The organism is Pseudoroseomonas cervicalis ATCC 49957, from assembly GCF_000164635.1.
GTDB lineage: Bacteria > Pseudomonadota > Alphaproteobacteria > Acetobacterales > Acetobacteraceae > Pseudoroseomonas > Pseudoroseomonas cervicalis.
Window position 1 is genome coordinate 876,597 of the sequence record NZ_GG770778.1, and the last position, 12,734, is coordinate 889,330.

At 71.7% G+C, this 12,734-nt stretch carries 10 protein-coding genes; 4 read left to right on the top strand and 6 right to left on the bottom strand.

Annotated elements, in window-relative coordinates; genetic code table 11:
* Window positions 1-490 precede the first annotated feature (490 nt).
* Together HMPREF0731_RS10980 and HMPREF0731_RS26155 are read left to right on the top strand one after the other, a co-directional pair.
* Window positions 491-1,165 (top strand): DedA family protein, encoded by a 675-nt coding sequence (locus HMPREF0731_RS10980; protein ID WP_245538302.1) that lies wholly within the window; start codon window positions 491-493, stop codon window positions 1,163-1,165.
* Window positions 1,166-1,249: 84 nt separating this feature from the next.
* Window positions 1,250-2,119 (top strand): DUF2272 domain-containing protein, encoded by an 870-nt coding sequence (locus HMPREF0731_RS26155; protein ID WP_007004192.1) that lies wholly within the window; start codon window positions 1,250-1,252, stop codon window positions 2,117-2,119.
* A 147-nt stretch (window positions 2,120-2,266) separates the two neighbouring features.
* Here HMPREF0731_RS26155 and HMPREF0731_RS10990 read toward each other — a convergent pair whose 3' ends face one another.
* From HMPREF0731_RS10990 to HMPREF0731_RS11000, 3 genes are read right to left on the bottom strand one after another with little or no spacing between them, the layout of a single operon-like run.
* A complete protein-coding gene (locus HMPREF0731_RS10990; RefSeq protein ID WP_007004194.1) occupies window positions 2,267-3,637 on the bottom strand; it encodes an ethanolamine ammonia-lyase subunit EutB in 1,371 nt (456 codons plus the stop codon).
* Window positions 3,638-3,662: 25 nt separating this feature from the next.
* On the bottom strand, window positions 3,663-4,214 hold the full coding sequence (locus tag HMPREF0731_RS10995) for a GNAT family N-acetyltransferase (protein ID WP_007004195.1): 552 nt from the start codon (window positions 4,212-4,214) through the stop codon (window positions 3,663-3,665).
* Window positions 4,215-4,248: 34 nt separating this feature from the next.
* The gene (locus tag HMPREF0731_RS11000) at window positions 4,249-5,505 is read right to left on the bottom strand and encodes a TIGR03862 family flavoprotein (RefSeq protein ID WP_007004196.1); all 1,257 of its coding nucleotides are present in this window, start codon (window positions 5,503-5,505) and stop codon (window positions 4,249-4,251) included.
* 85 nt (window positions 5,506-5,590) lie between these two features.
* Here HMPREF0731_RS11000 and purU point away from each other — a divergent pair, with 85 nt between their 5' ends.
* Window positions 5,591-6,544 (top strand): formyltetrahydrofolate deformylase, encoded by a 954-nt coding sequence (purU, locus tag HMPREF0731_RS11005; protein WP_007004197.1) that lies wholly within the window; start codon window positions 5,591-5,593, stop codon window positions 6,542-6,544.
* Here purU and ftrA read toward each other — a convergent pair.
* A complete protein-coding gene (gene ftrA, locus HMPREF0731_RS11010; protein ID WP_157136046.1) occupies window positions 6,534-7,496 on the bottom strand; it encodes a transcriptional regulator FtrA in 963 nt (320 codons plus the stop codon). The genes purU and ftrA overlap by 11 nt on opposite strands.
* A gap of 94 nt (window positions 7,497-7,590) precedes the next feature.
* On the opposite strand from ftrA, the gene HMPREF0731_RS11015 reads away from it, so the two are divergent.
* Window positions 7,591-7,995 carry a rhodanese-like domain-containing protein gene (locus HMPREF0731_RS11015; RefSeq protein WP_040612680.1) on the top strand — a complete coding sequence of 135 codons (405 nt, stop codon included), beginning with the start codon at window positions 7,591-7,593 and terminating at the stop codon, window positions 7,993-7,995.
* A gap of 72 nt (window positions 7,996-8,067) precedes the next feature.
* Here the strand turns inward: HMPREF0731_RS11015 and HMPREF0731_RS11020 are convergent, their stop codons facing one another.
* Window positions 8,068-9,402 carry an NAD(P)/FAD-dependent oxidoreductase gene (locus HMPREF0731_RS11020; RefSeq protein ID WP_245538303.1) on the bottom strand — a complete coding sequence of 445 codons (1,335 nt, stop codon included), beginning with the start codon at window positions 9,400-9,402 and terminating at the stop codon, window positions 8,068-8,070.
* Window positions 9,403-9,517: 115 nt separating this feature from the next.
* Window positions 9,518-12,694, bottom strand: a complete 3,177-nt coding sequence (locus HMPREF0731_RS11025; RefSeq protein ID WP_007004201.1) for an efflux RND transporter permease subunit — start codon at window positions 12,692-12,694, stop codon at window positions 9,518-9,520.
* Between the last annotated feature and the right edge of the window lie 40 nt (window positions 12,695-12,734).

Here is a 12,734-nt window from a genome sequence, read left to right on the forward strand (position 1 = left end):
CGGGGCGGGCCGCCGCTCTCTGGCGCGCCGCGCCACAGCGGCTTCGGCTCCCGCATGCTGGAGGCGACGATCGGCCGGCAGCTGGGCGGGGTGGTGCGGCGCGACTGGCGGGAGGAGGGGCTGGATTGCGAGCTGGAACTGCCGCTGCCGAGCCCCGGCCACCGCGATGCCGCCTGAGGCGCCGGGTACAGGCCGCCGCGCCGGGCGCCAGCCTGGCCGCGCGGCGTTTGACCGGGGCCGGGCCGGGGACTACAGCCGCGGCGGGCGGCAAGCTGCCCGACCGGGGTGGCGCCGGCCCGCGCCGCCGCTGGCGTAGAACAGTGCAAGCAATGGCAAGGCCCAGGCTGGATTCGTGCCCCGCCGCGCCAGTTTTCTTGAAAACAGTCACGAAGCTGTGAAATCGTGATTTCCAGGCGGGCGGGTTTTCCCGCATCGTCCCGTGGCTCAGCCGGGAGGGAAAAGGGTGGCCGAGTTCTGGTCGGATTGGGGTATGCTGGCTTACCTGGCCGCCGCGGCCTGGGCGTTCTTTGAAGGTGAGACCTTTGTCATCCTGGCCGCCGCCGCCGGGCAGGCCACCGGGTTGATCGACCCGTGGCTGCTGATGGTCTCGGTCTGGATCGGCTCCTTCCTGGGCGATCAGCTCTGGTTCACGCTGGGCCAGCGCTACGGGGTGAAGGCGCTGCGCCGCATCCCTGGCGCGGAAAAGCGCCTCGGCACCGCCATGGGCTTCCTGCAACGCTACGGCACGCTGTTCGTGCTGACCTTCCGCTTCGTCTATGGCGTGCGCAACGTGGCCTCGGCCGCCTGCGGCATCTCCGGGATGAAGCACACGCGCTTCGCCATCCTCAACTTCATCGCGGCGGGGCTGTGGGCCTCGTCCTTCGTCGCCGCCGGCTGGTTCGCCGTCGCCTGGCTGGGCGAGGAGAACACCATCCATGCCCTGGCCGGCATCGGCATCCTGGTGGTGTGCGTGCTGCTCTACAAGATCGTCCGCTACTGGGTGCAGCGCCGCAACCGGCCGCCGGAGGCGGCGGAGCCGCCGGTGGCGCTGCTGCGCGAGCCCAAGCTGCCCGAGGATCCGCCGGGCGCCGCGCGGCCCGCTCCGCCGGCCACTCCGCCCTCCGGCCCGGGGCAGAATCCCAGCCTGAACCGCCTCGCCGTCTGACCACCGCCGGTAAAAAACGCCGGGCGCGGTGACGCCCGCCGCCCTGCCGCGTTGCACCGCAGCAGCAGCGGAGGGCGAGGGCGCATGGCGCAGCGTGGCGGGATGGTTCGGGGTGGGACGCGGCGCCGCCGGCACTGGCTGGCCGGTTGTCTGGCGGGGCTGCTGCTGGTCGCCGGCTGCGCCTCCGCCCCGCCGCCGCCCAGCGCCGAAAGCCTCGGCGCGCTGTCCCCCTGGCGGGCCCGGATGGCCCAGGCCGCGCTGGCCGAGTGGCGCGCCTGGGGCCAGATCACCCTCGAGGGCTGGCCCGAAACCCTGCCGCGCGAGCCCGATCCACGCCTGTTCGACCGCATCATCGCCTATTGGGCCGCCGTGCCCGGCGAGGGCGAGCCGGTGATCCGCCGCCACACCCAGACCCATGCCGCGCTGATGGCCGGGCTAGCCGACAGCACCCTGCCGGGCGAGCCGCCGCCGGGGCTGCCCTCCATCTCGCTCTGGGCCTGGCCGGCCTGGTCGGCGGCCTTCATCTCCTATGTCATGGGGCAGGCGGGGGTGCCGTCCTATGTCTTCCCGCCCTCGGCCTCGCACGCCTTCTATATCGACGCGCTGCTGTGGCAGGCGCAGGGCGACCCGGCGCGGGCGGCCTTCCTGCCGCGTGACCCGGCCGAGTATGCGCCGCGCCCGGGCGACCTCATCTGCGCCGACCGCGCCAATCTGCCCATGCTGCACTGGCAGGAGCGGCTGTCGGAAAGCGGCCAGTTCCGGCCCATGCATTGCGACATCGTGGTGGCGGGGGGCGGCGGGCTGGTGCAGGCGATCGGCGGCAATGTGCGCGATGCCGCGGTGCTGCGGCGCTTCCCCGCCGATGCGCAGGGGCGCGCCCTGCCGCCGCCGCCGGACAAGCCGCCCTTCGTGCTGATCCTGGAGAACAGGATGGATCTGGCTGTGGGGTCTTGAAATTATGATTTCATTATAGAATCTTCTTTTTCTGAAGAAAAAGAAGCAAAAAGACTTCTTTCGGTTTGGCGTCCCGCCTCGGGCCATTCGCGGGACGCCAAATGAAAAAGTTTTTTGGTTCTTTTTTTCAAAAAAGAACGCTTTTTCTTATCCCAGCAACGCTTGGGCTGCCTTCGGCGCCATCTCCCGGATGCGCCCTGCGGCGTCGCGCAGCTCCATCGCGTCCAGCCAGGCCTCGAATTCCGGCGCCATGCCCAGCCCCAGCATGCCGCGCAGCGCCAGCACGTCGTGGAAGGACAGGCTCTGGTAGTTGAGCATGACGTCATCCGCGCCGGGCACCGCGATCAGGAAATTCACCCCGGCGACGCCCAGCAGCGTCATCAGCGTGTCCATGTCGTCCTGGTCGGCCTCGGCATGGTTGGTGTAGCAGACATCGACCCCCATCGGCAGGCCGAGCAGCTTGCCGCAGAAATGGTCCTCCAGCCCCGCGCGCAGGATCTGCTTGCCGTCATAGAGGTATTCGGGGCCGATGAAGCCCACCACGGTGTTCACCAGCAGCGGGCGGAAGGCGCGGGCGACGCCATAGGCGCGGGCCTCGACCGTCTGCTGGTCCAGGCCGTGATGGGCGTCCGCCGAGAGGGCGGCGCCCTGGCCGGTCTCGAAATACATCACGTTGTCGCCGACCGTGCCGCGCTGCAGCGACTGCGCCGCCGCCTGCGCCTCCCGCAGCAGGGAGAGCGTCACGCCGAAGCCGGCATTGGCGGCCTCGGTCCCGGCGATGGACTGGAACACCAGGTCCACCGGCGCGCCGCGCTCGATCATGGCGAGGCTGTTGGTGACATGGGTCAGCACGCAGCTCTGCATCGGGATGGCGTGGCGCAGGCGCAGCGCCTCCAGCATCTCGGTCAGGGCGATGCAGTTGGGCAGATTGTCGGTGGCGGGGTTGATGCCGATCACCGCATCGCCGCTGCCCAGCAGCAACCCGTCGAAGGTGGCGGCGGCGATGCCGCGCGGGTCGTCGCTCGGGTGGTTGGGCTGCAGGCGGGTGGCCAGCCGGCCGGGCAGGCCGATGGTGGTGCGGAAGCCGGTGACGACGCGGCACTTTCCCGAGACTGCCACCAGATCCTGGTTGCGCATCAGCTTGGAGACGGCGGCGGCCATTTCCGGCGTCACCCCCGGCGCCACGGCGGCCAGCGCGGCGCTGTCGGTCGCGTGGTCCAGCAGCCAGTCGCGGAAATCGCCCACGGTCTTGCCGCGCAGCGGGGCGAAGGCGGCGGCGTCGTGGCTGTCCAGGATCAGCCGCGTCACCTCATCCCGCGCATAGGGGATCAGCGCATCGTCGAGGAAGGCGGTGAGCGGCAGCTCGGCCAGCGCCATGCGGGCGGCGATGCGCTGCGCGTCGCTTTCCGCCGCCAGCCCGGCCAGTTCGTCGCCCGAGCGGCGGGGGGAGGCGCGGGCCAGCAGCGTCGCCAGATCGGCGAAGACATGGCGCTCGCCACCGGCCAGGCTGCGGTGCATGCGGACCTCCCTTGCTGCTCCCGCTTCAGGCGGGTTCGCGGGCCGGGGGGGTGCTGTCGCCCTCGCCCAGGGCGCGCTGCAGCAGCACCACATCCAGCCATTCGCCATGCTTGCGCCCGACCGAACGCAGCGTGCCGACCGGGGTGAAGCCTGCCGCCTCGTGCAGCCGGATGGAAGCCATGTTGTTGCTGTCGCCGATGACGGCGATCATCTGGCGGAAGCCCAGGGCCTCGCAGGCGCTGATCAGCGCGGCCAGCAGCTGGCGGCCGAGGCCGCGCCCGACCGCATCCGCCCGCACATAGATCGAGTTCTCGACCGTGTTGCCATAGGCGGCGCGCGGCCGGTAGGCGCTGGCATAGGCATAGCCCAGCACCTCGCCCTCGGCTTCCGCCACCAGATAGGGCATGCCGGCTCCGGTGATCGCCGCGTGGCGGCGGCGCATCTCGTCGAGATCGGGCGGCGCCGTCTCGAAGGAGGCGCGGCCATGCGCCACGTGATGGCCATAGATGGCGGCGATGGCGGGGAGGTCCGCCTCGGCGGCGGGGCGCAGGGTCAGGCTGGGTGCGGTGCTGCTCATGGCACCTGGCAGCGTAGCAAGAAGCGCGCCGCCGTCAGCGCCCTTCCCGCAGCCAGCCCAGCAGGCCGAGCGCCGCGGCGCGGCCGGTGGCGAAGCAGGCCTGCAGCAGGTAGCCGCCGGTCGGCGCCTCCCAGTCCAGCATCTCGCCGGCGGCGAAGATCCCGGGGCGGTCGCGCAGCATCAGCCCCGCATCCAGCGCCGCCAGGGAGAGCCCGCCGGCCGAGGAGATGGCGCGCTCCAGCCCCTGCGGCGCGGTGAGCCGCAGCGGCAGCGCCTTGACCAGGCGGGGCAGCTCGGCCTGTTGCGCGCCGCCATGCAGCGCCTCCTGCACCAGGGCGACGGAGACCGGCGGCAGGCCCAGCGATTTGCGCAGGAAGGCGGAGAGCGACTGGCCCCGGCGCGGCGCCGCCAGACGGCGCGCCACCTCGGCCGCGTCGAGGTCGGGGCGCAGGTCGAGGGTCGGGATGGCCTCGCCGCGCTGCTCCAGCGCCTGGCGCAGCGGCGCGGAGAGGGCGTAGACCGCACCGCCCTCGATGCCGTCGCGCGTCAGTACCGCCTCGCCGCGCACGGTGCTGCCATCGAAGTGCAGGGCGATGCGCTTCAGCGGCGTGCCGGCGAAGCGCTCGCGCAGCACCGCGGACCAGGCGATGTGGAAGCCCATGTTGGCGGGGCGCCAGGGCGCGACGGGCACATCCGGCAGCGCCGCCACCCAGCCGCCATCGGCCCCCAGCCGCGGCCAGGAGGCGCCGCCCAGCGCCAGCAGCGTGGCGCGCGGGCGCAGCGCGACCTCGCCCTGCGGCGTGGCGAAGCGCAACGCATCCTTCGGCCCGAAGCCCAGCCAGTCATGCCGGGTGCGGATCTCCACCCCAAGCCCCGCCAGCCGCGCCAGCCAGGCGCGCAGCAGGGGAGAGGCCTTCATGGCGCGCGGGAACACCCGGCCGGAGCTGCCGGTGAAGAGCGGCTGGCCGAGATCCTCGGCCCAGCGCATCAGCGCGGCGGGCGGGAAGGCGTGGATCGCCGCCTCCAGCGCCGGGGCGGCGGCGCCATAGCGGGCGAGGAAGCCGGGCAGGGGCTCGGAATGCGTCAGGTTCAGCCCGCCGCGCCCGGCCATGAGGAATTTGCGGGCCACCGAGGGCATGCGGTCGAACACCACCACGCGCTGCCCGGCGGCCGCCAGGGTCTCGGCCGCCATCAGCCCGGCCGGGCCGGCGCCGAGCACGGCGACCGCATCGAGGGGGAGGGGGTTCTGCGTCACCCGCGTCTTATGGCGCGGAACCGGCGGCGCCGCCATGCGCGGAAGACGTGCAATTGCCCATTGGCAGGGCGGGCCGCAGCGCCTAACCCCTCGCTTCCGCTATCCGGAACAGAGCGACGCCATGACCGACAAGCTGCCTGCCCTTCCTGCCTCCCTCCCGCTGGCCCAGCCGGGCGAGGGTGGTGGCCAGGGCGGTCCCGGCCAGGCCCTGGCGCGCGCCAACACGGTGTTCGTGCTGACGCTGAACTGCGTCAACCGCCCCGGCATCGTCGCCGCCGTGGCCTCCGCGCTGTTCGAGGCCGGCGGCAACATCCGCGAGGCGCAGCAATTCGACGACACCGGCACCGGCCGCTTCTTCATGCGCGTGGTGTTCGACGTGCCGGCGGCGGTGGAGCGCGCGGCGCTGGAGGCGGCGCTGCTGACCGTCGCCACCCGCTTCGGCATGGACTGGACGCTGCGCGACCGCGCGGCGAAGCGCCGCGTCATGCTGCTGGTCAGCAAGTTCGACCATTGCCTGGCCGACCTGCTGTATCGCTGGCGCATCGGCGAGCTGCCGATGGAGCTGACCGGCATCGTCTCCAACCATCCGCTGGAGACCTACGCCCATCTCGACTTCACCGGCGTGCCCTTCCACCATCTGCCGGTGACCAAGGCGACCAAGATGGAGCAGGAGGCGGAGATCTGGCGCCTGTTCCAGGAGAGCCGCTCCGACCTGATGGTGCTGGCGCGCTACATGCAGGTGCTGTCGGACGGGCTCTCGGCCAAGCTGCCGGGGCGCTGCATCAACATCCACCATTCCTTCCTGCCCGGCTTCAAGGGCGCGCGCCCCTACCACCAGGCGCATGCGCGCGGCGTCAAGCTGATCGGCGCCACGGCGCATTTCGTCACCGCCGATCTGGATGAGGGGCCGATCATCGAGCAGGATGTCGAGCGCATCAGCCATGCCGACACCGCCGAGGATCTGGTGCGCAAGGGCCGCGACATCGAGCGCCGGGTGCTGGCCCGCGCCATTTCTTTTTTCCTTGAGGACCGCATCATCCTGAACGGCAACAAGACGGTGGTGTTCACCGGCTGAGGCCGAAGCGCCCCCGATAGGCGCCGGGCGTCACCCCCAAGGCCGCCTTGAAATGCTGGCGGAAGCCGAGCGCGCTGCCGAAGCCGCAGGCCTCCGCCGCCTCGGCGACGCTGCTGCCGGCCTCCAGCAGCTCGCGCGCGCGGGCGACCCGCTCGGCCAGCAGCCAGGCGCCCGGGCTCACCCCCAGCGCCTGGCGGAAATGCCGGTGTAGCCCGCGCGGGCTGAGCGCCGCCTGCCGCGCCATGCGGGCGATGTCCCAATCCTCGGCCAGCGCGCCGCGCACCGAATCCAGCAGCGGCGCCAGCCGGCTGCCATGGCCGCGCGCGGGCGGCATTGGGCGCTCGACGAACTGCGCTTGGCCGCCCTGGCGCTGCGGCGGGATGACCAGCCGCCGGGCCACGGCATTGGCGCGCGCGGCGCCGAAATCGCGCCGCACCAGATGCAGGCAGAGATCCAGCCCGGCGGCGCTGCCGGCCGCCGTCAGCACATTCCCTTCGTCGACATAGAGCACGTCCGGCACCAGGGTCAGCTCCGGATGCCGCGCGGCAAGCGCCGGGAAGTAGCGCCAATGGGTGGTGGCGCGGCGGCCCTGCAACAGCCCGGCGGCGGCCAGCACGAAGGCGCCGGAGCAGAGCGAGAGGAGGCGCGCGCCACCCGCATGCGCCTGGCGCAGCGCGACGCACAGCGCCTCCGGCACCGGCGCCTCCACCCCGCGCCAGCCGGGGATGATGATGGTGCCGGCCTCGGCCAGCAATTCGGCGCCGCCCTCGGCCAGGATGCGGATGCCGCCCTGGGCGCGCAGCGGGCCGGGCTCCAGGCTGGCGACCGCGCAGCGATACCACTCCGCGCCGAATTCCGGACGGGGCAGGGCGAAGACCTCCAGCGCGCAGCCGAATTCGAAGGTGCAGAGCCCATCATAGGCCAGCACCACGACCAGCCGGTTTGTGGGCATCTCTGGCATGATCCTGACTGTAGGTGACCTTCCTGCCACTCACCAGACTGCGTTCCGGCGCGGCAGGATCGGGATGTCCACAGGAGGGCACCGCATGAACCCCGTCACCGCCACCCCCGCCGCCCCCGCCGCCGAGGCGGCCGCGCATTTCGCCCGCCGCCTGGCGCTGGAGACCGATTGCGCCGACGTCGCCGCTGCCCTGGCCCTGCCCGAGCCGGGCTTCGTGCTGCTGGATGTGCGCGGCGCCGGCGCCTTCACCCGCGGCCATGTGCCCGGCGCGCGCAACCTGCCGCATGCGACGATCACCCAGCAGCGTATGGCGGAATGGCCGGAGGGCACGCTCTTCGTCGTCTACTGCGCCGGGCCGCACTGCAACGGCGCCGATCGCGGCGCGCTGCGCCTGGCGCAGCTCGGCCGGCCGGTGAAGCTGATGCTGGGCGGCATCACGGGCTGGATCGATGAGGGATTCGCGCTGGAAACCGGCGCGACGGCCGGATGAGCCGCCGGGAAAGCGAGCGAGCAAGCAAGCGCTGGGGTGGCAGGGCCACCCCAGACCCCGCCTTCCGTCGCGTCAGTCCATCTTCACCCGTGGCGAACTCGCCCGGCGCAGCGCATCGGCCAGCCAGAACAGCAGCGCGCGCGACAGGCCGTGCAGCGCCAGCTGGTGGCGGCGATACAGCGAGGCATAGCTCCACTGCGCGAAACGGCCCTGGATGAAGGCGCCGCCACCCAGCAGCCCGCGCCGGCCCAGGCTGCCGAAGGCGTTGTAATGGCCAAGCGCCACCAGCGCCCCGCCATGCTTGTAGCGGAAGGGGGGCACCGGCGCCTTGCCCGCCAGATGATCGGGGAGATACCGGGCCAGGTGGCGCGCCTGCTGCTGCGCCACCTGGGCGGTGGCGCCGAGCGGCCGCTCCTCCCCCGCCGGCACCAGCCAGGCGGAATCGCCGATCACGAAGATGGCCTCGTCCCGCGTCGCCTGCAGATTGGGGCGCACCACCAGCTGGCCGGTGCGCGCGCCCTCCAGCCCGGCGAGGCCGTCCAGCACCGCGGGGCCCCGCACCCCCGCGGCCCAGACCTTCAGCACCGCCGGAATGCGGCGGCCATCCTTCAGCAGCAGCGCATCCTCCGTCACCTCGACGACCTGCGCGCCGGTCAGCACGCGCACGCCCTGGCGCTCCAGCTCCTGGCGCGAGGCCTCGGCCACCCGCTCCGGCAGCGCGCCCAGGAGGCGCGGCGCCGTCTCCACCAGGGTCAGCCGCAGCCGCTGCCGCAGCCCCGCGAAGCCATAGCCGGCGGCGAGGTCGAGCGCGGTGTTGATCTCGGCCGCCAGCTCGACGCCGGTGGCGCCCCCGCCGACAATGGCGATGTCGAGCGTCGCCTCCTCCGGCCCGGCCAGGTGGCGGATCACGGCGCTGCGCAGCGCGGTGTTGAACTCCTCCGCCTGGCCGCGGCTGTCGATGAAGCGGCAATGCTCGCGCACGCCGGGGATGCCGAAATCATTCGCCCGGCTGCCCAGCGCCAGCACCAGCGTGTCATAGGCGAGGTCGCGCGGCGGCAGGATCTCCCCCCCATCCGCGCCGCGCAGCGCGCCGAGCCGCAGCAGCCGCTTCTCCCGGTCCAGCCCGAGCATCTCCCCCGGCACATAGCGGAAGCCGTGCCGGCTGGCCTGGACGATGAAGCTGACCTGCTCCTGCCCGGTGTCCAGCGTGCCGGCCGCCACCTCGTGCAGCCGGGGCTTCCAGATATGCGCCGTGTCGCGGTCCACCAGCAGGATCTCATGATGGCCGCCGGACGGGCGCTCGCGGCCATGGCGGGTGCCGAGGCGCGGCCCCAGCCGGGTCGCCAGATGGATGCCGCCGGCGCCGCCGCCGACGATGACGATTCGGTGCGGGGTATCAATGGGCATGGCGATGCTCCTCGGCAACGGAAAGGGGGTGGCACCGCGCGGCGCCACCCCCCTCCGGCAGTCAACAGGCGGGCGGCGCCGGGGTTGCCCTGCGGGCGGCCCGGCGCCGTCCTGTTCAGTGATGCGCCGGGCCCCGCGGCGCGCCGGGCGCCCCGTCATGCGCGTGCTGGCCGCGGCCGAAGCGGCGATGCGTCGCCTCGCGCATCTTCTGGAACACCACATACAGCATCGGGATCATGAAGATGCCGATGGTGGAGGCCGCGATCATCCCGGCGAAGACCGGGGTGGCCACGGCGCGCCGCGCCAGCATGGAGGCGCCGCTCGCCCAGACCAGCGGCACCAGGCCGAGGATGAAGGCGATCGAGGTCATCATCACCGCGCGGAAGCGCAGCTTGGCGCCCTCGGCGGCGGCATCGACGATGCTGCGGCCGGCCTCGCGCTGCTCCTTGGCGAATTCGACGATCAGGATGCCGTTCTTCGCCGCCAGCGCGATCAGCACGATCAGGCCGATCTGCGCGTAGAGGTCGAGCGACATGCCGGCCAGGAACATCGCCCCGATGGCGCCGAGCACGCCCACGGTGACCGAGAGCAGCACCGGGATCGGGATCACCCAGCTCTCATACAGGGCGACCAGGAACAGGAAGGCGAACAGCACGGCCAGTGCCAGGATGGTGCCGGTCTGGCCCGAGGCGCGCTGCTCCTGGAAGGAGGTGCCGGTCCACTCGAAGGTGTAGCCGGCGGGCAGGGTGTTGCGGGACAGCTGCGCCATCGCCTCCATCGCGGCACCCGAGGAGACGCCCGGGCGGGGCGAGCCGCTGACCGTGATCGAGCGGTAGTTGTTGTAGCGGGTGATGAATTGCGGCCCGACCACGGTGCGCTCCGAGGCGATGGAGCGCAGCGGCACCATGGCGCCGCGGCTGTTGCGGATCTCGATCTTCCACAGCGCCGAGGTGTCGCGCCGGTCCTCCGACTCGCCCTGGATCAGCACCTGCCAGGTGCGGCCATAGAGGTTGAAGTTGTTGATGAAGCTGGAGCCGAGCGTGGCCTGCAGCGCCGAGAACACATCGGTCATCGACAGGCCGAGCGCCTGCGCCTTGTCGCGGTCGATGTCGAGATAGATCGACGGCGCGCGGGCGCTGTAGGTCGAGAACACCTGGGTCAGCGCCGGGTCCTGGTTGGCCGCGCCCAGCAGCCCGCCCAGCACCCCCGCCATGGCGGCCGGGTCGGCGCCCTCCAGGCTCTCCAGCTGGTATTCGAAGCCGCCGCCGGTGGACAGGCCGATGATCGGCGGCAGGTTGATCGGGATGATCTGCGCCTCGCGGATCTGCTGGCTCTGCATGAAGATCCGGCCGATCAGCGCGTTGACGTTGTCGCCCGGCCCGGTGCGCTCGGAGAAGGGCTTGAGCTGCACGAACATGGTGGCGGCGTTGGAGGCGGCGCCGCCATCGAGCAGCGAGAAGCCGATGATGGCGATGGCGTCGCGCACCTGCGGCATCTGCTTCAGCTGGGCCTCCATCTGCCCCACCACCTCGCTGGTGCGCGAGACCGAGGCGCCGTCCGGCAGCTGGAAGGCGATGATGAAGGCGCCCTGGTCCTCGGAGGGCAGGAAGCCCGAGGGGATGCGGGTGGCCAGGGTGAAGGCGCCGAAGCCGAAGGCGCCGACCAGCAGCACCGAGACGATGGCCAGCCGCAGCAGCCGGCGCACCACGGCGGCGTAGCCGTCGCGCACATTGTCGATGCGCCGCATCACCCAGCCCATGATGCCCCGCTTCGGCCCGCCATGCCGCAGGAACACGGCGCAGAGCGCGGGCGAGAGGGTCAGCGCGTTGATCGCCGAGATCACCATGGCGGTGCTGATGGTCACCGCGAACTGGCGGAACAGCTCGCCCGACAGGCCGGGGATGAAGCCGATCGGCACGAAGACCGAGAGCAGCACCAGGGTGATGGCGACGATCGGGCCGGTGATCTGCGCCATGGCCTTCTTGGTGGCCTGGGCGGGGGTGAGCTCCGGCTCCTCCTCCATCACGCGTTCGACGTTCTCCACCACCACGATGGCGTCGTCGACGACGATGCCGATCGCCAGCACCATGGCCAGCAGCGACACCGTGTTGGCCGAGTAGCCCATGATCAGCAGCACCGCGAAGGTGGTGACCAGGCTGACCGGCACCGCCACGATCGGGATGAAGGTGGCGCGGATGTTGCCCAGGAACAGGAACACCACCACGGCCACCAGCACGAAGGCCTCGATCAGGGTCTTGATGACCTCGTGGATGGTGTCGTTGACGAAGATGGTGGTGTCGAAGACCGGGCGCACCGTCATGCCTTCCGGCATGCGCGCGCGCACCCGGTTCAGCGTCGCCTCGATGGCCGCGGCGGTCTGCACGGCGTTGGCGCCGGGCGAGAGGTAGATGCCGATGCCGACGCCGTCCTGGCCGTTCAGCCGGGTGCGCGAATCCTGGTTGCGGGCGCCGATCTCGACCCGCGCCACGTCGCGCACCCGCAGCACCGAGCCGTCCGCATTGGCGCGCAGCACGATGTTGCCGAACTGGTCGGGGCTGGAGAGGCGCCCTTGGGTCTGCACGTTCAGCTGGGTGCGCTGGTCGGAGGGCACCGGCTCGGCGCCGAGCCGCCCGGTCGCCGCCTGCACGTTCTGCGCGCGGATGGCGGCCGCGACATCGGCCGGGGTCAGGCCGAGGCTGACCAGGCGCTGCGTGTCGAACCAGATCCGCATCGCGTAGTTCTGCTGGCTGAACAGCGTGGCCGAGCCGACGCCGCGGGTGCGCGCCAGCTCGTCCAGGATGTTCAGCGTGGCGTAGTTGGTCAGGTAGAGCGGGTCATAGCCGCGCGCCGGGTCGTCGGCATAGACGAACAGCACCTGCAGGATCGAGGAGGAGCGCTTCTCCACCCGGATGCCCTGGGCCTGCACCTCGGAGGGCATCAGCGCCATCGCCGCCTGCACGCGGTTGTTGACGTTGACGGTGTTGATGTCCGGGTTGGTGCCCAGCTCGAAGCTCACCACCAGCGAGTAGCTGCCATCCGAGCCGCTGTTGCTCTTCATGTAGATGGACTGGTCGACGCCCACGATCTGGGCCTCGAGCGGCTGCGCCACGGCGGCCTCGACCACCTCGGCCGAGGCGCCCGGATAGGTCGCGCTGACCTGCACCTGCGGCGGCACGATGTCGGGGAACTGGGAGACCGGGATGCGCGTCAGCGACAGCGCGCCGGCGATCGTCATCACGATGGCGATGACGATGGCGAGCCTGGGCCGGTCGACGAAGATGGCGGAGAACAACGGCGTCAGCCCCCCTGGTTCGGCGCGGCGCCGCCGCGCT